The sequence below is a fragment of the Limosilactobacillus reuteri subsp. reuteri genome (assembly GCF_000016825.1).
GTDB lineage: Bacteria > Bacillota > Bacilli > Lactobacillales > Lactobacillaceae > Limosilactobacillus > Limosilactobacillus reuteri.
The window spans coordinates 885,429-905,732 of the sequence record NC_009513.1 but is presented as its reverse complement, the minus strand read 5'-3'; the positions used below and the strand labels follow the sequence as shown (position 1 = coordinate 905,732).

Annotated in this window: 19 protein-coding genes; all 19 read right to left on the bottom strand. The window is 41.2% G+C overall.

Annotation, left to right across the window (positions count from 1 at the left end; genetic code table 11):
* Nucleotides 1-40: 40 nt before the first annotated feature.
* On the bottom strand, nucleotides 41-313 hold the full coding sequence (locus LREU_RS04505) for a hypothetical protein (RefSeq protein ID WP_003668002.1): 273 nt from the start codon (nucleotides 311-313) through the stop codon (nucleotides 41-43).
* Nucleotides 306-3,887: a pyocin knob domain-containing protein gene (locus tag LREU_RS04500; RefSeq protein ID WP_003668004.1), complete on the bottom strand. Its 3,582-nt coding sequence runs from the start codon at nucleotides 3,885-3,887 to the stop codon at nucleotides 306-308. The genes LREU_RS04505 and LREU_RS04500 overlap by 8 nt, the downstream gene beginning before the upstream one ends.
* Nucleotides 3,871-6,102: a phage tail protein gene (locus LREU_RS04495; protein ID WP_003668005.1), complete on the bottom strand. Its 2,232-nt coding sequence runs from the start codon at nucleotides 6,100-6,102 to the stop codon at nucleotides 3,871-3,873. Before LREU_RS04495 ends, LREU_RS04500 begins: the two co-directional genes overlap by 17 nt.
* Nucleotides 6,099-6,986 (bottom strand): phage tail domain-containing protein, encoded by an 888-nt coding sequence (locus LREU_RS04490; RefSeq protein ID WP_003668007.1) that lies wholly within the window; start codon nucleotides 6,984-6,986, stop codon nucleotides 6,099-6,101. Before LREU_RS04490 ends, LREU_RS04495 begins: the two co-directional genes overlap by 4 nt.
* Complete coding sequence (locus LREU_RS04485) at nucleotides 6,983-10,633, bottom strand: tape measure protein (protein ID WP_003668009.1); 3,651 nt, start codon at nucleotides 10,631-10,633, stop codon at nucleotides 6,983-6,985. Before LREU_RS04485 ends, LREU_RS04490 begins: the two co-directional genes overlap by 4 nt.
* Before the next feature lie 3 nt (nucleotides 10,634-10,636).
* Nucleotides 10,637-10,816 (bottom strand): hypothetical protein, encoded by a 180-nt coding sequence (locus LREU_RS04480; protein WP_003668011.1) that lies wholly within the window; start codon nucleotides 10,814-10,816, stop codon nucleotides 10,637-10,639.
* Nucleotides 10,817-10,908: 92 nt separating this feature from the next.
* Nucleotides 10,909-11,454, bottom strand: coding sequence for a tail assembly chaperone (locus LREU_RS04475; protein WP_003668013.1), 546 nt, complete (start codon nucleotides 11,452-11,454; stop codon nucleotides 10,909-10,911).
* Between the two features lie 19 nt (nucleotides 11,455-11,473).
* On the bottom strand, nucleotides 11,474-12,121 hold the full coding sequence (locus LREU_RS04470; protein WP_003668014.1) for a hypothetical protein: 648 nt from the start codon (nucleotides 12,119-12,121) through the stop codon (nucleotides 11,474-11,476).
* Nucleotides 12,122-12,123: 2 nt separating this feature from the next.
* Complete coding sequence (locus tag LREU_RS04465) at nucleotides 12,124-12,534, bottom strand: hypothetical protein (protein ID WP_003668015.1); 411 nt, start codon at nucleotides 12,532-12,534, stop codon at nucleotides 12,124-12,126.
* 8 nt (nucleotides 12,535-12,542) lie between these two features.
* On the bottom strand, nucleotides 12,543-13,103 hold the full coding sequence (locus tag LREU_RS04460) for a hypothetical protein (RefSeq protein ID WP_003668016.1): 561 nt from the start codon (nucleotides 13,101-13,103) through the stop codon (nucleotides 12,543-12,545).
* Entirely contained in the window at nucleotides 13,093-13,407 is a 315-nt protein-coding gene (locus LREU_RS04455) for a hypothetical protein (protein WP_003668018.1), read from the bottom strand. The genes LREU_RS04460 and LREU_RS04455 overlap by 11 nt, the downstream gene beginning before the upstream one ends.
* Nucleotides 13,407-13,772, bottom strand: coding sequence for a phage head-tail connector protein (locus LREU_RS04450; RefSeq protein WP_003668019.1), 366 nt, complete (start codon nucleotides 13,770-13,772; stop codon nucleotides 13,407-13,409). The genes LREU_RS04455 and LREU_RS04450 overlap by 1 nt, the downstream gene beginning before the upstream one ends.
* Before the next feature lie 12 nt (nucleotides 13,773-13,784).
* Nucleotides 13,785-14,861, bottom strand: a complete 1,077-nt coding sequence (locus LREU_RS04445; protein ID WP_003668021.1) for a phage major capsid protein — start codon at nucleotides 14,859-14,861, stop codon at nucleotides 13,785-13,787.
* 14 nt (nucleotides 14,862-14,875) lie between these two features.
* Nucleotides 14,876-15,529: a DUF4355 domain-containing protein gene (locus LREU_RS04440; RefSeq protein ID WP_003668023.1), complete on the bottom strand. Its 654-nt coding sequence runs from the start codon at nucleotides 15,527-15,529 to the stop codon at nucleotides 14,876-14,878.
* Nucleotides 15,530-15,658: 129 nt separating this feature from the next.
* Complete coding sequence (locus LREU_RS04435) at nucleotides 15,659-15,904, bottom strand: DUF6275 family protein (protein WP_003668024.1); 246 nt, start codon at nucleotides 15,902-15,904, stop codon at nucleotides 15,659-15,661.
* A 10-nt stretch (nucleotides 15,905-15,914) separates the two neighbouring features.
* Nucleotides 15,915-16,865: a minor capsid protein gene (locus tag LREU_RS04430; protein ID WP_003668025.1), complete on the bottom strand. Its 951-nt coding sequence runs from the start codon at nucleotides 16,863-16,865 to the stop codon at nucleotides 15,915-15,917.
* A complete protein-coding gene (locus tag LREU_RS04425; protein ID WP_003668026.1) occupies nucleotides 16,865-18,526 on the bottom strand; it encodes a phage portal protein in 1,662 nt (553 codons plus the stop codon). The genes LREU_RS04430 and LREU_RS04425 overlap by 1 nt, the downstream gene beginning before the upstream one ends.
* Nucleotides 18,526-19,821, bottom strand: a complete 1,296-nt coding sequence (locus tag LREU_RS04420) for a PBSX family phage terminase large subunit (RefSeq protein ID WP_003668027.1) — start codon at nucleotides 19,819-19,821, stop codon at nucleotides 18,526-18,528. The genes LREU_RS04425 and LREU_RS04420 overlap by 1 nt, the downstream gene beginning before the upstream one ends.
* The gene (locus LREU_RS04415) at nucleotides 19,796-20,299 is read right to left on the bottom strand and encodes a hypothetical protein (RefSeq protein WP_003668028.1); all 504 of its coding nucleotides are present in this window, start codon (nucleotides 20,297-20,299) and stop codon (nucleotides 19,796-19,798) included. The genes LREU_RS04420 and LREU_RS04415 overlap by 26 nt, the downstream gene beginning before the upstream one ends.
* Nucleotides 20,300-20,304: the final 5 nt, after the last annotated feature.

The following is a 20,304-nucleotide window of genomic DNA, read 5'->3' as shown; positions in this document are numbered from 1 at the left end:
ATTCCTCCTAAATAATCTTTGTACTAAAAAGGCCCACAGCTTATTTATTGGCTTGTGGGTCTTGTTCTGTTTCTGTGGTGCTTGTGTCTTGATCATCGGTAACGGTTTTAGGTGCTACTTCTGATTGATCCTTTTTTGCTTGTTTTTGCTTCCCTAACTCATCTTGCAAATCATTGATTTGTTTCTTTAATCGATCGTTTTCGTTCTGTAACTCAATTGCTTGAGCTCGGAAACTAGCCCGATCGATCTCAGCATTTGAAAGACGAGCAGCTAATTCTCGGGCGGTTTGTACTAATAAATCATTGTTATTCATGTTGTAATTTCTCCTTTAATTCTTTGATTTCTTCTTTTTGTGTTTGCACTTGTTTATCAATTTCTTGAAAGGCGGCGATTAGGTATGACAGCTCAACACTCGGCTCACGATATTTACCGCTTTGATCAATAAATTCCCGTGGAACTGAGTATTGTGATACATCGTTCACATCATCAATGATGAAACTAGCTTGCGGATCGTAAACACCCTTAGCTACATTCCGCTTATACTCATAAAGGTATTGGTCATCTTGACGGATCTTATCTAGCGCCAGACTAGTATCAAGCTTTTTGATATTTGTCTTCTTTGATAGGGTCGAATAAGTGAGCCATCCTTGTGCTCGGCAATAATCATTGAAGTAAACATACTTCATGAAGCGAGCACCAGAATTAACATGGAAGTTCTCGCCGTTGTTATCACCGGTATTAAATTCAACAGTATTAGAATTATCAAGACGGGTAAAGCCAGTATAAGTCCCATTATTAGTATTATTTTGGAAAAATAACGTTGGCTTAATATTTACTCCGCCATCAACTACTTGCATATGCATATTACCTTTAGCAGCAAAGTTAATTTCCTGATTATTCAGACTAATAGCGGGTACCATTGAATACCATAGTTGGCTAGCTGTTGTCCCACCCGAGTTAAAGTGGTCAAAAGCATTGATATATAAATGACGATCAGCACTAGAAGTATCATACCCAATGCTATATTGAGGAACTTCTTTACCATATGAGCTATCCATGAAGTCTATACCATCAAAATTAAACCGAGTTGTAGGGTTATTAACCGCATTCTCTTCTGTCTGAACATAAAAATGGTCATCATCAGATGATAGTCTTACATGTCCGTTACTCAACGATATCTTGTCGGTATTAAGTGTTCCAGTATTAATCTTATCGGCACTCAAACTAGCAATTGCCGCACTCGGAATAAAGGCCGTTCCAGTAATTACTACGGATGAAGCATCAAGGTATAGCTTATTTGACTGAATCAACGTATTACCAGCCGTTAAATTAATCTGTGACAGCAGTTCGCCCTTTTGAACTCGCAGATTAATATCATCACGAAGCTGGGTGATTTCACTCTCACTAGCATCTTGCGTCCATGCAGACCATTTACTTCCGTCGTACTGGCGGCTGTAATGAATGTTGTCCCGGTCAGACACGGCGTACTGGACGATTCGGCTGTCATAGCCGGGTTCAACCTGCACGTACCACCAATAGTTACCCGGTGGCAGATTAGATCCGCCTTTGACGAAAATCTTCTGCTGTAACACGGCGGTGTTGAGGTCAATGCTGTCGGTACTCTTCCACGTCGCCTTGTCTTTCAAAGCGTTGAAGTCGCTGGCACTAACCTTTGACTGGATCATGTTCGAAAGTTGCGTGTACTTTGAGGATGTATCATTTTGATAGTTGGTAACTCTTGACTGCAAGCCGTCAATTGAAGCCGTAAGTGACTGGATACGTTTGATTGAATCGGAGTGGTTGTCACCAATCTTTCGGTCAAGCTCTGTGATAGTATCGCTTAATGTCCCAGCTTTTTGATCGACTAATGATTGTACCGTGCTGGTTGTCGCATAGCCCTTACCGTCAACAATGCTATTAACCCTAGTTTCATCAACTTTTGATTTAACTTCACCAGCTAAGATGTCAAGACGAGAACTAATTTGTTGCGCCGTATTTTTTACATTGTCAACCTCAGTCTGCTTTGCCATTAAACTAATAAGCTTACTATTTTCATCGATAGCAGTTGCATTCTTGTTAATAGAGGTGATGGTATCAGTAGGATTAGCTAACCATGTACCAATATAATTTCCAACAACAGCAAAGGGTAAAGCTACATAAATATTTCCCTTGTTACCAACGCAGCCCCACAAATAAAAGTCAGGGTGATCAATATTTCTATGACCAGAAAATTTATAAGCTTGCCATTTGGTAGTGAGGCTTTGATCTGTACAACCTCCGCCTCCCCATAATTCTGTATGCATTTTATCTCCAGCATTCTCTGCTCTGGCATAAACTACCCATGTTACTAGATCATCGTTATATGGACCATCCAGAAAAGTAGTAAGTTGTCCGCCGTCTACACCAGCGCCTCCAAGAATAGCAATTCTACCATCAAGATATTTATCCGCTGTAACAGCGACTGAATAACCTTTAATCCATCCGTCAAATGTGTCTGAATGGTGAAGAAGATTACGAGTACCAATCTTCATCCCATTAACTTTATCCTTCAATGTCTGATACTCGACAGATGACACTTTCTGATTAATCTGGTCAGCCATTGTCTTTTGTTCGGCACTGACTTGATTAACAGTTCCTTTAACGCTATCAACTTCGGACCTATCAGCTTTACGCAATAGCATATCCTTAGTTTGCTGTTGTTCAGTGCTCAAAGCCGTTTGTTTAGATTGCAGGTCTCCAGTAATACCGGAATACTTACTATCTAAGTTGTTAAGTGTCACATTAAGACTAGCCAATTGATTATTTTGACCAGTTAACGTGTCATGCAATCCTTTGGCATCAAGCTGAATATTTTGAATATTCTTTTGAGCATCGCTAAGTAATAATTGCAGATTGTCTGCTTTCTGCGTGACCTTATCAATATTACCCTTTGCGTCGGCCAATACACTCGTATGTTCAGTAGCAGTCTGCTCAACTTTACTCAAGCGCCCGTCTTGGTCTTTGAACGTTTGCTCATACTTGCTTGCTGTTAAAAGCAGGTTAGATATGTTTTTCTCTGCATCTGTCATTGATGCTTGCAACTTATCAGCAGAAGTTAGCAACGTGGCAATATTGCCTTGATTGTCTTTGACATTCTGACGTAAACCTTTGATATCAGCCTGAATCTGATTAACATTTCCCTGTGCAGAAGCAAAATCAGCCTCGAACTGGCCTTGTTTCTGCTTAATCAGAGTGATGTCATGGCCTTGTTCCGTAGCACTTTTAGCATAAGTGTCAAGGCTAGTATCAACTTCATCTAATCGCTTTTCGACTTTATCCATCGAGTCACTTGTCAATTTAAGTTCGGCTTGAACTGCTTGGACGGCTGATTTATTGGCAGATTTTGCTTGGTTGACACCAGCCTGTACCTCAGCAATAGTTGATTCTATTTGCGCAACATCGCTAGCTGCGTTAGCTTTTAATTGCTGAATTTCCGCCGTAGCACTATCCATTGCTGACTTTGCTTCAACCACAGCCGAACTTTGCGCAACGATCGCATCACTATTGACCTTACTTGCAGCAATAGCCGATTCAGCAAATTTTACCGCTTCATCAGCTTGCTTACGGACATTTGGCAAGTCAGCCGTAGCAGATTTGATTTCATCTGCCACTTTATGAGCTGCACCGTTGTCCCAAATGTTGTCAACCTCGTCTTGATTATAAACGTGACCATAGACGGTATCGGTAAGAACCCAAGTCTCACCATTGTCAGGGGATCGAAAAAGACCGGCCAATCCTGTTTTAGGATCAACCATGTATTTGCCAACCAGGCTGGGATCACGCCACTTTGTCTGCTCGGTTGGTGCAACAGGTTTAATTTCTTCACGTCCATCAGTGTTTGTTGCCATCTTTCTTAATCTCACCTCCTGCTTTAGTTACTGATTTTAAGTAGTCCATCTGCTTGTCATTAAATTTAATATTGGCCCAGTGATCTTCTTCACGTCCACCAGTTGCTCCATAGTAGTTTAATTGAGGTGTACCTGTATTAATGTCATGAAGGTCTTTCATAATGGCTGCATTAACATCTTTCATCGCTAAGCCAGTATTATTAAAGGCCAATTCCTTAACTCCATTTGGATCAAAATAATCGCTATTACCGGATACGCCAACAAGCGTGACATCAGTATTTAGATTACGCTCTGGAACAATTAATCTAATAACCTCGCCAAGTTCTGCTTCACCTGTAAAGTCGCTGATAGTAAGTGTTGTATCGGGATTGTATTGAACAGTATTTTCAGCATACTTCTTCAATGCATCCAGATCATAAATGCTATCAACTGTAATAGGTGCACCCTTTCGTCTTCCGTATTTGTCGATACTTTCTTGATTTTCAAAATGATATACAAGTGAGTAATAGGTTTCACTAGTAGTTGAAGTAGTTGACTCCCCATCACTACTACTTACAGGCGTAGAGCCTCCATTAGCAATACCAGTTTTAATTGTACTAAGCGGATCAATCCACGTCCCGTCATTGCTGAAAGCGTGACTAAAAGCTTCCGGAAAGTTATGTTTGGTAATACCAACATGCAGATGATTAGTGGTTCGATAGCCGATTACATCGCCTGTTTTAACTTGCTGACCTACTCTTACAGTAATATTACTTTGATTGGAAAAAGCCTCTTGATATTCAACATTGAGTCCGGAAGAATCTTGAATAACTACATAGAATCCAATTCCTCCGTCACCCCAACTGATCGTCTTTACTTCTCCGCTATGGATAGCATGGACTTCATTTCCCGGGTGATCAATCGAGCCAAAGTCTAAGCCATCATGGAATCCATTACGACGAAACTCACCGCCCGGATTAACTCCAAATAACTGACCGCCAAGGAAATGACCCTCTCCACACGGGAAAGGCCATCCCCAGCTGTTATCAACGACTGATTTAATGTCAATGGTAGCTTTACTAATTGGAGCACCATGTGGAGACCAACCGCCAGAACCGGCAATTTGTTGTCGCCAGTTTGGAATGTTCATCATCGCGATTAACTGATCTAATCCTTTGCGAATATCGGTATAAGGTGGACGGCAATAATAATCAAATGTCGATTGAATGAACTGTACTAATCCAATTGACGGATGGCCTGCCTGTGCATTGCTATCCCAATTATTTTGAATTGTTTCATTACCATTTGATTCAATTCGTATTCGATTTTTAATGTTAGCAATATCAGCATCTGATAATTTTTCTCCAATTAATGAAGCAGCATTCTGTATAACCGGCGTCCAGTCACCATTTTGTGGTTCGGTAGCTCCGTTGGTTTGACCGCCTGGTCCAAGAACAGAAGTAATGTCTTTTTCCATTTTTCCGCCGTAAACCCAAACATCATTAATTAAATTCGTAGCATCGCTTTGAATGTCTACGTTAGACATATCATGAAGGTAACGAAACACTTTATTAGTAGGCTTTTTTAAACTTTCCAGATCATAAATGCCAACAACCATGTCACTATCTGGTTTCCAATAAGCACCAAATAATTTTAAGTTACTGTTCAACCATTCATATAACGAACCAGTACAGTCAACTGCTGCTTGTGGGAAATTACCATGTAGCTTGTAAGTGATTCCCCATTCGTTTGGATTAAAGAAATGATCCAATCGTTCGTTTAGTGGATAGGTCTGTTGAACGGCGGTTTGTTTAGTGACAATACCCGGTTGTGGATCACCACTATCACCATCTCCAGAATCACTACTACCGCCACCGCTAACCTCAGGATTTCCTTCTGTCGGAATTGTTGAATAAAGGACTATATCTTTCATAGCATCAATTAGCCGATGAGTAGCCGTTACTTGCAGGGTAGCCAATCCATTTTCATCATGTTTGGCTTCCACTTGCTGGATTAGGTAATCATGACCACGATAATTTACATAGCGTTTTTCTTTGACTAGATTAAAAGCATCTTTATATTGCTCGGTATAAGTTAGTGTAAATGAGATTTCATAAGCTGAACTCAACTGAAAATTAGCCTTAAATGATGTGTGCATATCCTGCCAATCGGCTTTACGTGCTTCCGTTGCCAGCTTATTACTAATTCCGTTAGTTAGCCATACAAACTCACTCATGATAACCACCAGTCCGGATAATCAAATGAAATTGTCCCGTTGAAGTTTTCGACTTTGAAATGATTTTCGCCAATCTGTAACGTAATAATTCCGCAATCAGTATCTAGCGAACAATTCTTGCCGTTACAAGATGGTTCAACGCCATCTAACACAAAAGATCCGTTAAAGCCGCTTTCCTTATAAATGCTGGTACTGGTAGTTGTGTTAGTAACTTTCATTTTTCCTGAAGACGAGCCTTGCAATGTCATCTTGAATGGATGTCCGCGACGTTCAGGATCAATCAACACATCACTCGTATTAACCAAAGTAAATGAATTACTGTTAAACGAATATCTAGGTTGAACCTCAAGATTATTGCCAAATCCTAGCACAGGCTCTTGTGTAGTTCCAACGCTTCGACTTAACCCAATAATGTCGGTAAATGTTACTTCACAGGTCCATGCTTTTTCACTTGTAAAAGTTGGTGCTGCTAACTTAGCCCGCACATAATACATACGTTGAGGCCAATTGGCAAAACAGATCCAGTAAGGATCACGAGAAATTAAAAAGCGTTGCAGTGCATCATAAGCAAGCATTGCATCGCCTTCGTCCATTCCTATAAAGATCATTTCCATTTTTAACTCACGAGTACCATAGCTAGTAGATAACAGTCTAGATCCATCCATTAATGCTACCTTCTGTAGATTATCAACAGGATTAGCTGGCTGAACATCGGGGGCTTTATAACAATAGACACCCTTTAATTCTAGATTATCAAATTCACTCACCCAATTAATACCATCTCTTGAGATTGAAAATTCAATTGGATCGAATGCTGGATTATCCATGTCTCCATAACCATAGCGATGTGGTTTGATTTTACTTTGTGTAAAAACTTGTATCATGATAATATTCCTTTCCTCAAAGACCAATTTTTAGCATTACGCTTATTAGAATTATCAGTGATCTTCTCACCATCGAGGTAAATATCAGTCTCTTGGTTTTCAATAGCAACTAATACCTTTCCAAGAAGATCAATCATCTGATCCAGCTTAGAATTACCGTTGCCAGTTGATGAGTTAGCCGGTTGAGCCTGCGCAGTAGCTTCAAAAGCTCTGTCAAGCAGTGGTTCAGCAGATACCGCATAAGGATTTAAGACAAATTCGTGGTGTTCAGGATTATCGCCAATGATTGCATTAGTTAATCCGAACACTTCGCCACCAGTTGCAAACCGGCGACCACCTGTTGGACCCCAACCACCAAGCGTTAAATCGGATCGCCAAGTCGTATCGTTAAACATCGCCAATAATTGATCAAACGGGCTGTAAATGTTTGTATGGCCTGCAACGGCATATTTCCTAAAAGTACCATCAATAAATTGCAGAATACCCTTAGAAGGATGGCCTGCTTTGGCATTGCTATCCCAATTGTTAATAGCACGAGCATTGCCACCAGATTCATGTTTAATAACATTCATGATGTGGCTAATATCAGCCCCAGAAATAGCAACGTGCATCTTAGCAGCAGCGGCACGGATTAAGTCAGGACTAGCACCACCGGACTCAAATTGAGCTTCAAGCTTTTCTAAACCTTTCTTAAACCAATCAGCAATTGGCTGGGTAAGCTTATCCATTGCACCATGAGCAACGTCAGCAAAGTTGCCTAAGCCTTTATATAGGCCACTGGTTGCCTTTTCTAGCAATCCCTTAGTAGCCTTTAACGGGTCAGCCAAGAAATCTTCAAGAGCACTGAACTTGTCGCCAAGCCAACTGCCGATGTTTTCAAGTGAACCTTTAGCCCAGTCGATACCTTCGCCAATAATTCCGCCATCAGCAAAATGCTGAGCGCCTACGATACCCCCAGCAGCATAATGAGAAACACCTACAGTGTTCATGATCTGCCGTGTTTCAGCACCACTATATACTCGGGTACCCTCAGGCAAGAAGCCGGTCCAATTACGCTCTTGTGACATAAACAAGTTGCCATCAGGTGTTTGGACTAATTCTTTCCAGTCAGGGCCATCGCCATCATTGATAACGGACAAGTGCCGGTGAACAGTACCACCTTGTGCAAAGTGAACATGGCCTAGTTCTTTAACACCAGTACCGTGACCAGTGAAGAAACTCCAAACCTTATTAATTCCACCGATACCAGCGTTAATAACGTTAATAACGCCATTCATGCCGTCTTGAGCAGCTTGTTTAATACCATTCCAAATTCCCCTAAAGAAACTTGAAACGCTATTCCAAACAGAATGCCAAATGCTACTAATTGTATTTAGCGGGCCTGCAATGGCGCTATGTAGCATGCGCATACCATTTCCACCTAGTGAGGTAATAGTGTGCCAAATGCCAGAAAAGAAACTAGCAATTGCATCCCAACTAGTAACCCACACCTTTTCAATAGCCTTAACAGCGGGACTTATCAATCTTTCGATCGCCTTCATTCCGCTGGAAGCAGTCTTTTTCAACGACTTCCAAACAGTGCTGAAAATGCGTGCCCAACCGTTCCAAACACGATTCCATAACTTAGCAACAGGATCAAACAATTTGCCAAGCCACTTTGATAAACTTTGCCATTGCTTTTGTACAGTCTTAATTAAAGATTTGGTACTGTTTTGTAACGGCTTTATCAATGGTTTCATTAGAGTTATACCAATTCCAACTGGTAACGCCAAACCAATAACAATTGTTTTTATTATTGCTTTGCCGACACCCTTGAAAAATTGTGGTATTTTCTTAGCAAAGTTTTGAAAACTCTTTCCAAGTTTAGATAATCCTTTACCGAAAGATTGTTCCCAATCATATTTACCAGTAAAAAGTTTCTTAATTGCTTCTCCTGTTTTATTAACCATGTCTCTAAATGGCTTAATGTGTTTGTAAGCAAGAACAAAGGCGCCTACCAATGCCGTAATAGCAAGGACAACAAGCCCAATTGGATTTGCATCCATGACAACATTAAGTGCAGCTTGAGCAGCTGCAAAAGTCTTTGTTACAGCAGTAGAAGCAAGTGACACCGTCTTATACGTCGCTATGACTGCTACAAGCCCACCAAATGCAACTCCAAGCGCTTTTGCAGCTGCCTGCTGAATTTTCAAGAAGCCGAGTCGCTTTGATATACCAGTGATTGATGAAGCTACTTTGCCAGCAAACGAGGTAATCGTTACAAGCCCTTCAGCAATGACTTTAAGTGTCGTAGAGAATCCGACCCAAGCACCGCTTCCGAATGACTTCATAACGGGTCCCATAACTTGACCTAGCCCATGAAATGCCGTTGACAGGCCATTCAATGTGCTATTAAAAGTGTTAGCAATATTCTTCCCAGCGTTCTGAAACTCTTTTAGTGTTCTAGGATCAGATACCCAGTTAGAAACAGCTTTATAAATTGGATTTTGCGCCTTGGTAAACGGTTCGACCATTGCGCCGAGTAATCGTGGCGCCGTTGTCTTGATAATCCGCCCCATACCATCAAGAGTGTTGGTGAAGTTCTTTGTAGCATCTTGGTACTTATGACCCATGCCAATCAGAACATCATTCATAGCCTTAGAACTAATTTTTCCTTGACTCATCATGTCGTTCATCTGCTGCATGGTTAGGTTTTTGTTATGGGTTGCATCACGTTCATAAGCTAACAATTCTTGCCGGAACTTTGGAAATACGTTCTGAATTGATAACATATCTTGCGCACTTGCTTTACCGTTACCGACCATTTGTGCCCATTGAGTTGAGAAATTCTCAATAGAAGCATCGCTTTGATTAAACGCATCTTGCAAGGTTAAGACAGCTTGCGATAAGTCTTTAGTCTTACCAGCACTATTCGTGACAGCGTAAAACTTTTGATTTAAGTCATTAACCATTTCAGTTGAGTTCTGAGCTGAAATAGCAAGTTTGTTGGTCATGTCGACCATTTCTTGACCTTTAGAAGCAGACCCAGTTAACGTATTCCAACTAGCGATCATTGTTTGCTGTTGTCGGGTATATTGATACCCAGTAGCAATGAGACCTTTTAATCCATTACTAATTCCATGAATACCGTTAAGAACAGCATTTCCTAAGAAAGTACCAGTCATTACTTCTCTTAGATTAGAGAATGACTTTTTCGTATTGTCAGCATCTTGTTGAGCGTTTTTCAGATAATTAGAAAAGCCGTCTTTTATCCTCAACCATAAGGATTTCTGTTTAGGAATATCGTGAATTTTCCTAGAGAAAGTTTTTAGCTTATTATCATCAAATTTTGCTTTTAAGTTGAAAGATTTTGAAGTCGGAATCCGGGCAACTGTGTCATTAAGCTTTTCTGTTAGCACCCTAACTTTCTCAATACTTTCACGAGAAGCATTTGCTGATTCTTTAACTGCTTGGGAGGCTTTACGAGCAGAGTTTTCAGCATCGTTACCCATCTTTTTCCAATCTTCGCCAGTATCAGATACTTTCATACCTGCTTCTTTAGCTACGGAAACTGCTTCTTGCATAGCTTGACGGGCTTTAGCGACGCCTTGTGTAATTTCATCACGGAATTTCCAAAGAAACTCTTTTGCAACAACTGGACTACTCATGAACTACCCTCCTCCCAGCATTTCCATTAGCAATTGACTTGCGATAGTTTTCTTCGGAACCTGTGGCTGTTCATCTCGTCCCTCAGCAATATCCTTACCGATAGCTTGATTACGCTCTTGCAACTGCTTAATCAAGTCGGCTATTGATTGTTGAGGCTCAAACGGAACAGTCTGTTGTGGCACCGTTTTAGCGAATAAAGTTAAGTCTCTTTGATCAACTAAATGGAGTTGGTAGCCTCGCTGGACTGCTTTAAACTCCTTCGGTGTTAATTCTTTTAGTTCAACAGGTGTGAGTCCGATTCGTCTTGCTTCGGCGATGATTCTTGTGGGGTCATCAACTGTTGAAGCTTCGTTGTTGAATCGTCGATTTGGGTCATACCAATCTCCATTTGATCTTTCTTGTCTTCGTCCGTCATGGATTCGATATGTTTCTTCATTGTAGCTGTTAGCTTGTCGTTGTTCTTGATAAACTCGTTTAACTTCCGGGCTAAAAAATCATTAGCTTGCAATGACTTAAGAATATCGTCAAAAGCTTCATCGGTAGCCTTCTCATCGTTAAACATCGCCGTTTCAAGTGCTTCTTCAACGGCTGTTGCTGATGGTTGAGAACGATTGTACCATGCAAAAGAATGATGATAAGCAGCGATAATCATATCGACGTTCTCATCAAGCAAACCGTTCACTAATGCTGAAAAACCGTCTTGGCCGTTCTTTGCTAATGATTTATCGTCTCGTGTTTGTAAATAAAAGCCATAGTTTAGCTTTGGAGTGAATACTGCGGGTTGTGCTTGTGGGTTTACTTGAACTGTTAATGCTTGCATGATTTAATTCCTCCTGAAATTACTTAGGTTGTGCTGGTGTTGTTGAACCACCGTTGTTTTGTGAATAAACGTCCATTGGATCAGCGATAGGGTCCATAGTGCCACCCATATCGGTATTATGAGCGTATGTGTAGAGTTTTAATCCAATCTGATAAAGTGCTGGTTCCATTTCATCTTGACCAGTCACACCTTCTTGTGTTTCACCATCGATGTTGTAAGTGATGTTTGAGTGAAGCAAGTTATTAACCGCTTCTGTTTGTGGCACCCCGTTTGGATATGCCTTTCCAAACAAACCGGGAACAATAAATTTAGTTGGATCTTTAGGGTCTTTCCTCATTCGATTAAAGTCGAAACGAAAAATCCCTAAACGTACTTTTTCATGAACACAGCGCCGTAAACTGCGTTGAATGTAGTTATCAATCTTGCGCCAGTAGCTATCAACAACAAAGGTTTCAGTTGTAGCACCTGGAGCATGCATTGAACCGCCTTTTAAGTTAACTGCTTGTGATGCCAAGTTATCAGTAGTTGAAGTAGCTGCCTGAAGTCCTAGAAGGTGAATCTTATCTTCTGGCTTATCCCACTCGAACATACATCCGTAGACAATTTTGTCCGCCAAGCTCATAGAATTTGGATCGATATTAGCGTCACTCGCTGTAAATCCTGCCATTTTTAATCATTTCCTTTCTTGATTGCTATTCCGTAAGTAATGAAGTCAAACAAAAAAGCCGCTCTTTTAAGCGACTCTCCTTGGTATGACTCATCAACTAAAATACGCACGCTGTAATCGTCAAATTCTGATCGCCAGTGTGCGCATCGTACTTGTTGCATAATGTTTCTGACTTGATTGCTAATATCTAGCAGTATGTCAAGCCTTTCTATTTTGCTGTAAACATCCACAGAAATGGTGAGTTTAGTTTCCTCAATCCCTTTATAGGAGCGAGGCTCATTTTGAATATTGCTTAAATCAATAATCACTTGTGGATATTCAGCATCGTGCTTTTGCCCGTCGTAATAAACGGGGGCTCTTACCTGATGAAGAGCCTTTTTGACCTGCACAATTAGGTCTGCTTCTGGGCCCATATTGCCTCCTACTCTAATGCTTGTCGCATTGTATCTTCAAACTTCTTATCAAGATGAGCGGCTACCTTTTCGCCACTTGGTTTCATAAATGGCTCTTTAGGATTTCTCCCTTTGCCAAATTCCACCGCAGTACCATAGTAATAAGCGTCTTCATTCTTTGACGGCTTATTAACTTTGCGTATTTTCTTCACTCCTTGACTGATCTGCTTACGGGCTTTTTCAGCGTCCTCAGCAGTTGCAAGGGGCACGACGCTAACTTTCATACCATCTTCGCTAAATTGGGGCGTGATACTGCCTTGTAGCGTCCCAGTAGGCACATAACCGCTTTTGCTGTGACCTACCTTTTGACTTTCAATCTTTTGCGCTTCGTCTACTTCTTCAGCAGCCGCATTGCGGATAAAGATTTTACTAGCAGCCTTTGCCCTAGCGTATTCACGATTGAACTCGTCCATTGCCTCAGGCATTCCCATTCTTGCTAAGTTTTGAGCGACGGCTCTTGCACGTTCAAAATCGCTAGTATTAACAGAGAAATTAACACGTGGTAAGTTCTCGTAGCTATCATTTGGCATTGAAGATCACCTCGCTGTTGACGATGTAGAAATCAGTGCGATTGAAGTGCCGTCCGACTTTCTGAATCTTCCTGGCACCTCTGCCACTGTTTTGGTCATAATCAGCAAAGCCAATCTCATCTGCTTCACATTCGCCAAATACTCGAACGATAGTGGCATCGTACATTTCACCATTTCCTAGTGTTAGGTTCGTTCGCTTAACGTTAGCCTTGACCTTTTTAGCGGTTGTCGTGCCCTCAAAGTTGAGGTCATCACCATCGTTGGCTGTCTCAGTAATCAAATAAACCGTCTGATCGTATCGCATTAGAACCACCCGATTGCATTTCCAGTTAAATCACCCTTACCAGTTGAATCAATCCAAGCTTCAATGTCAGGTAAATAGTCTTTTAAGTCATTAGAGTTAAAGGTCATTGATAGCCCTTCTTCTGAAATGCTATTCATACCCTCGTTGTGAAACTTGTTGTACTTTGCTAACGTTAACTGATCGACTAAGTAATTTAACTCAGTAGGGAAATTATTGTCGTCAAGATACTTGCGGATATAAACCATAATGGCTTGCTTAGCCTGCACGATATAAGCTTCAACACGTCCTTTATCGGCATCGTCTAAATCGATTCCTAATAAAGTTTGCATACGCTGAATATCGTTCGTTGCGTCTAGTTCAGCCATTCAATCACCTCATTACTTAGTAGGCGCTGTTGGTGTCGTTGTACCTTGCTTAATTGCTTCGTCAGTGGTTGTGAACTTAACGTAAGGCATAATCTTAGGATCAAATACTCGGTTCCAGTATTTACCATTTGCTAAATCTTCCATACCAGGGAATGGCTTATTAGGATTATCTGCTGCAAATGCTGATTCATTCCAGCTCATACCTTGTGGAGCCAATACAAAGCGACGACGACTAATAAGATAATCAACACCTTGGAAACGTAATGCGTCACGACCTGTTTCGGCAGCACGTGGAGTTGGCAATTCAGACCAGCCAAATGCACCAGAAGCAAATAAGTAGCTAGTATATACACCATCTTTTACAGGCATTGTGTCATCAACGATTACTCGTACACCCTTAATAGAGTCACCAGGGTTTGGAGCTGAAATTTGAGTTGGTAATTGATTACCGTTGATTAAGATAGTGTTACCAGTCTTTGGATCAGTGATGTTAGCATTTTGTAATTCTTTCAAGATATTTGAGTGAACTACAACAGTTGCAAGATCACGGTAACGATCACCTAATTGGAAACGTGCTTCATTAAAGTTTTTAAGTGAGAATGTGTTATCACTTCGCCGATTATCAGCAGCATTAAATTGATTCTTGTCTTTCATGCTATCTGAAGCATAAACACCATCCATAGTGCCCAAAAGAATCTTTTCGTTAATATGACGCCAGTAAGTTTGAACAGAAGTACCAATGTTGCCAAGTGGATCAGTTCCAGATAATTCGCCGGAAAGGTCAGTAGCACTCCAAGCTTGTAAGAAACCATAAAGCCGGGCTTGTGCTAATTGAGTACCAATTGTATTGAGCGCAATGTCCTTGGTATCATCAATGTTTTGTGGTGCTACGTCTTCAAGAGGCTTGAACATTGGAATGTTTACCAACTTACCACCGCCAGTAAAAGCAGAAGCAATACTAGGTACCGCTTGAATTACACCAGATTGAAAGAATTGGTCTTGTTCCACCGACTGTTGAGCTTGGTAGGCGGCCCAACCTTCGGGAATTTGCATATTTGCTAATTGTGTAGCTTGTTGAATATCAGCCATTTACTATTCACTCCTTAATTTATTTTTCCAACATAAAAGCCCTGCTTGGGTTGTGCTTGTGCAATCATTTGCCGGGCTTTTTCTGGATCTTGATTAAAAATTTCTTGTTGCTTAGTGATATTGAATGATTGTGCAGACCAAGGATTATCACTAAGAGAAACGTTAGAGCCACTGTTGCCATTGATTGGATTTTGTTTACCTCTCATAAGCTTTTCAGTGGCTTCTTGTACCTTCTTTTGAACGTATCGATCTAATAAATCCAAACGTTGTGAAGTTTCATCATCATCAGCACCCATAACGAGCGGTAGTAGATCAGTAGTAATACCCTTATCGATCAACGTTGACTTAGTTTTTACTTCCCGTAATTGACGATCTAAGTCTTGTTGCTTGCGATTGAACTCGTCTTCACGGTCTTTTTGTTCCGCTTTAGCTCGCTCTTCAGCAGACATCTTAGTACGTGCAATAGCCTTATCGATGGCATCTTGCTTTTCTTGATCTGCTTTGATTCGTTCCTTAGCAATCTTGGAATCAAGCAAAGCACTAATAGCTTTTTGTTGTTCAGGTGTGAACTCTACTTTAGGCTTCTCTTCTTGCCCCTCGTTTTGAGTTGGCTGATTATCCTGTTCTTGTACAGGCTGTTGAGTTTGAACTTCATTTTCGTTTTCCATTATCAATACCTCCGTTTTACATCCGTCGATGAATTCCGTTTAACCTCCGTCGAGGAAACCCGTCCGCTCTTTAACGCCTGTCAGCACGTTTGAAGGCATAATAAAAACGGCTATCCGTTTGAATAGTCGCTAAATGTATTTATGCTTTTTCAACGAGTAATGATCCATCACAAAAACTCCTTCGTCACTGAAATAACTAATCTCGTAATAATCATCGCTCCCAATGATTCCAATTACACATTTGTTGTTTTTGCCAATTTTACACAGCCAAGAAACATACATACCCGCTTCGTTTGGGCGTGACATTTGCCGATTTGGATGTAGTTCTGCGAACAAACGTTGTTTTGCCATTTTAATAAAAGTTTCATTATCCATATAGTCAACCTCACAATCCTAAGTCCTCTAGCGCTTCCTTAACTGGTGTTTCAGTAGGAATGATGTTACATGCACAACGTGGGTGGAATGGTGGTACGTTGATACCGACTACAATGCTGTCGATCTTAACTTTTGTCCCGTCCATTCCCTCACAATACTTACAAACGTTGGTACTGTGACGGCTCACCACTTTAACGTACTTGTAGCCGTTGTTTTTCAGGCTTTTTGCGGTTACTTTCATCTGGCTTACTTTTGCCTCAGTAACAAATATTCGCTCAAGATTTGCTTTCGTGTGCATGTAACGTTTCTGCACCGTTGACCGCCATTTATCAGAGTTATAATTCCACTGCTTGTCACCTTCTAGCGCTTCTTTAGCTGCCTTTTTTAATGAATTGGGGTTCATGTGATTTTTAACTTGAAAATCAATCACCTTATCTAAATCCATTGAGAGGCGTTGTGCGTGCTTAAAGATGAGTGGCAATGTATCTGTATCATTACCCGTTTGTGTGGCGACACGGAGCAAGGCACGGCGTCTCAGTTGGGTATTATATCCGCCGTGTTGTTTACCAGTTAATTCAGTCACCTTATTAACAATTTCTGTTTGCTCAGCTTGCAGCTTCTTAGCAACGTCAAGCCCAAGCATGGCAATGTTAATTCGGCTTGTAAGCTTTGCTACGTCAAGATTAGTCTTATACGGTAAATTGTTCAGCAAAGCACCGACAACGGCTTTCTGCTGTGGTGTATGAGCTATATTGCGTAACTCACGTAAAGCGTCGAATACCGCTTTAACGTCTGCTGGGTTCGCTTTATCATTCCACTTCAAACCGTTATTGAAAAAATGATCAAAAGTAACTTCTTGTTTATGTTCTGCACGTTCAACAGCGTCACGTAATGCTTGCACACTAGGACTATTCGGATTAAATATCTTGTCTAACTGGTCAAACCATTCTTTATCCGTCATTACTTATCACCCTTTGGCTGTTCAACTTGTGCAGATTCGCCAGTAGCAAATACTTCACCAATACCAATTCGGCCTTTCTTGTAGTCGTCTGTTTTTTTGGCTTCTTCCTCTGCTTCATCATCAATCCGCTGTTGCTCATCATCAGGTGATACACCGGTAATGCGTTGCGTAATCTCACGCAATGACTTCATACTTTCAAGTCCCGGAATGCCAGATAAGGTTTGTACAAGTTGCGCTGTCTCCTCGTCATTCTTTGGCAAGTTAGGATCAAAGTTAGGCTTGACCATATCAGCAAGCACAGAAATATCATTCTCACCGGGCAAAGCATTAATTTTGTTCCAGTAAGCAATACAAGCACTAATACGAGCACGTAAACCACGCTTGTATAGTGCTTCTTGTATCTTGCGCTCTTGATCGCTTCCCCATAACTTGTAACTCATTGCTACACCGGACGCGTTAGAAGCAAAGTTAGGATCATTGACGTTCGGTGTGTTGGTATACTTATGAATTTCATTGATTAAGAAATTGGTGTAAGTAGACCAGCCGGCGGAATCATATTGTTTTGTGATGTATTGAAGCGTAGGAGTTACGACTGTACGCTGTCCTTCACTCAGTCCAGTACGTGCAATGTAAGGCTCTAGGTAAAACATGTGATGTTTAGGATCAATGATCGGTCTAGGTGGTACCAATACAACTGGCTTACCATCTTTACCCATCTGAACGTTACCTTGCTTATCTTTTGCATAGACTGGCTTAGTCTTATTAGCAAAGCGACCAGTTGCTACCATAGCAGCATCGTTAAAATCTTCTTGGAAGTTTGCCATCGTGGAAATCGCCTTGTCTAGTGCGTCCATCTGATCAATCTCAGGCTCCCAATCGCCTAAACGCTCTTCGTTGTTCTTATATTCTGTCAACGGTACCCGTTCAAAGAATAACGGCTCTTGACTGTCAAACACAACGCTGTTAACTGGTGAGTTAGTCTCAGGCAATCCGCCATCTGAATGATAGCGATAGACCATCGAATCAGTGTAAATCTCGTAATTCTCACGTAGCAACTCATCTAAAACACCTGTCTGATAGTAGCGAACAGCAAACAGCGGCTTAGCCTTGATTGAATCATCATAAACAACAAAACACGTTGTCGGGTCAATCTTTGCTAAGTTTAACGTTGTTTCACCTTCGTTAACGTAGACAAGATCATAAGCACGACCCATGATTGATAAATCTTTTTTCAGCATTTCATCAATGTAAGGCGTGTTTGCATTGTCGTTGTAATGAGTAAGTAAGTCATCAAGCCTTGCGGATAATGACTTCATGCTGTCATCATCAGTCGCTATCTTGTATTGAATATCGTTACCCATGAAGTAACCCACACGAATATTGGTAATGTAGCGTGCAAAGCCTGTTGACACCCGATTATGCGCATTGTCTGGATTAGGTGACCCAGCCCATTTCTTAATCTTCGTATCAGCATAGTAATAGCGCATAAGTTCTTTTAATCGTGGCACTTCTCTGTCGATGTGGTGACGAATGAACTTATAAGCTGTTTCGTATAGTTGCATTGGATAATCTTTGATCGTATTAAAATAGCTAACCGGAACTTGATATTCTCGGTTAGCTTCCAAATCAAAGCGATGTTGTTGTGGAATTGTGTTTTGCATTAAATATCAAGCCCCATTTCTCTAGCGATGTGATACTGATTACCCCAATCAACGCCCATCGAGCCATCATACATATCCATATATTGACGTACCGCATACCTCAACGCGTCCATTGCGTGATTGTTCTCGTCTTTCGGGCGATTGAGTGTGTTACCGATATTGTCAGTATCAAACACATAATTATTGAACTCGTTCCAAATGTTTTTGCATTTCGGGTGAACGTGGATTTTGTATTGCCATAGTTGATCTATTCCAGCTTCTATTGGCGTTTTAACAACAGATTGAATATTATCTATATCCAAGTCTAAAAGCTGTTGCGTGCGCTCTGGTGAAGCAGAATCAGCATAAATTGAAGCGTGCTGATAGCCGTTCTTTTTGAGCCAGTCGGCAATATGTGGCGTTGTTTGGTGATACGTATACATTTCATCGTAGATCCAAATATTCTTGCTCTTTGGATCAATTGCCAATGCTACAAACGCATTCGGGTCACCACCAAAGCCGTAATCAAGCCCAAATCCAGCGTGCCCGCATTCGGTCAGCTTTTCTTGTGGGTCAAATTCAACACGTTCAACGTTATCTTCAAAGACTAAGCCCTCACTTACTCCCCAGTCACCATCTGCTGCCACCTTAGCACGTCGAGGATTGGTCTTATACAAATCCAAGTAGCGTTGCCTATCTTGTTCATCGAGCCACTCATTACATCTGAAAGTGGTTGTTTGGGCGAACGTGTCAGCTTTACGTGTTTCCGGATCAAAGAACGTCCGCTTTAGCCAATGTTGAGCATTCCAAGGATTGAAAGTCACTGTAATCTGCTTAAAGGCCCCAGGAACATCAATCCGACCACGAATAGACTCTTGCAACGTTTCCAATTTATCAGCATTTTCAATTTCATAAGCTTCCTCAATCCACACAAATGATAAATACCCGTGCGTAACAGTGATTGAAGTAAGTTTTAACGCCTTATCAAGCCCACGAAAGATAACCCGTTGACCTGTTGGCTTATAGACTATCTCCGGCATGGATGGATTGCATTTGAAAAGATGCTCAGCATGGAAACGATGGATAGCCCACACGAGATCCGCATAGGTTGACTGTCGATTAGTGTTTGAGTAGCGTCGTACAACAAGCAAGTTAGACCAAGGATATTTCATCAGCCGGTAAATCATGTTGAGCGCTGTTGTTTTGCTCTTTTTGCTAGCACGCGAGCCCTTAACAACGCGGTAAAAGTGCTTATCATGCCAAAAGTCATAATAGCCACCGCCAACAATTTTACTTAGGCTTAGTGTCTGCTCCATCGTCTTCACTTCCTTTCTGTTTGCTATCGTCCTCTTTATCCGGTTTTAAGTCATCACTGAATACAATCTTAGTAATACCCTCATCGTTTGAGTTAAGTCGCTTCGTTTCAGCTTCGATCCGCTTTGTTTCTGCGTTAATCTTACGAGCGTTAGCGCGCGACAAGGCGTTCTGAACATTCTTAGTTTCTTGCGCAGTAATAGAATCAAGTAAGTATCTACTCCATTCAGCACTCGGCTCGATGCCTTTTGTTTTGTTCCCAAAAACATGTTCAGCAATATTCATCTTTGCTCTAGCTTTAAGCATGCCCTGCCATTGTTTCCTTTTCCTCCGAATATCTGGATTTTTACGCTCATAATCATTCCATGTGGTGTAACCGATACCCAGCAACGTACAGGCATCTTTAAGTGACACACCAGCCATTAAATAGCTTTGCATTTTTTCGGAGGTATGCTCATCAATTAACGGCTTGCGTCCCATTGATT

Excerpts from the sequence above, each read along its gene's own strand:
- LREU_RS04505 (WP_003668002.1), bottom strand. The coding sequence starts at position 313 with ATGAATAACAATGATTTATTAGTACAAACCGCCCGAGAATTAGCTGCT.
- LREU_RS04415 (WP_003668028.1), bottom strand. The coding sequence starts at position 20,299 with ATGGGACGCAAGCCGTTAATTGATGAGCATACCTCCGAAAAAATGCAA.
- LREU_RS04450 (WP_003668019.1), bottom strand. The coding sequence starts at position 13,772 with ATGGCTGAACTAGACGCAACGAACGATATTCAGCGTATGCAAACTTTA.
- LREU_RS04420 (WP_003668027.1), bottom strand. The coding sequence starts at position 19,821 with ATGGAGCAGACACTAAGCCTAAGTAAAATTGTTGGCGGTGGCTATTAT.
- LREU_RS04490 (WP_003668007.1), bottom strand. The coding sequence starts at position 6,986 with ATGATACAAGTTTTTACACAAAGTAAAATCAAACCACATCGCTATGGT.
- LREU_RS04460 (WP_003668016.1), bottom strand. The coding sequence starts at position 13,103 with ATGCCAAATGATAGCTACGAGAACTTACCACGTGTTAATTTCTCTGTT.
- LREU_RS04475 (WP_003668013.1), bottom strand. The coding sequence starts at position 11,454 with ATGCAAGCATTAACAGTTCAAGTAAACCCACAAGCACAACCCGCAGTA.
- LREU_RS04500 (WP_003668004.1), bottom strand. The coding sequence starts at position 3,887 with ATGGCAACAAACACTGATGGACGTGAAGAAATTAAACCTGTTGCACCA.
- LREU_RS04425 (WP_003668026.1), bottom strand. The coding sequence starts at position 18,526 with ATGCAAAACACAATTCCACAACAACATCGCTTTGATTTGGAAGCTAAC.
- LREU_RS04430 (WP_003668025.1), bottom strand. The coding sequence starts at position 16,865 with ATGACGGATAAAGAATGGTTTGACCAGTTAGACAAGATATTTAATCCG.
- LREU_RS04465 (WP_003668015.1), bottom strand. The coding sequence starts at position 12,534 with ATGGGCCCAGAAGCAGACCTAATTGTGCAGGTCAAAAAGGCTCTTCAT.
- LREU_RS04440 (WP_003668023.1), bottom strand. The coding sequence starts at position 15,529 with ATGGAAAACGAAAATGAAGTTCAAACTCAACAGCCTGTACAAGAACAG.
- LREU_RS04470 (WP_003668014.1), bottom strand. The coding sequence starts at position 12,121 with ATGGCAGGATTTACAGCGAGTGACGCTAATATCGATCCAAATTCTATG.
- LREU_RS04455 (WP_003668018.1), bottom strand. The coding sequence starts at position 13,407 with ATGCGATACGATCAGACGGTTTATTTGATTACTGAGACAGCCAACGAT.
- LREU_RS04495 (WP_003668005.1), bottom strand. The coding sequence starts at position 6,102 with ATGAGTGAGTTTGTATGGCTAACTAACGGAATTAGTAATAAGCTGGCA.
- LREU_RS04435 (WP_003668024.1), bottom strand. The coding sequence starts at position 15,904 with ATGGATAATGAAACTTTTATTAAAATGGCAAAACAACGTTTGTTCGCA.
- LREU_RS04445 (WP_003668021.1), bottom strand. The coding sequence starts at position 14,861 with ATGGCTGATATTCAACAAGCTACACAATTAGCAAATATGCAAATTCCC.
- LREU_RS04485 (WP_003668009.1), bottom strand. The coding sequence starts at position 10,633 with ATGAGTAGTCCAGTTGTTGCAAAAGAGTTTCTTTGGAAATTCCGTGAT.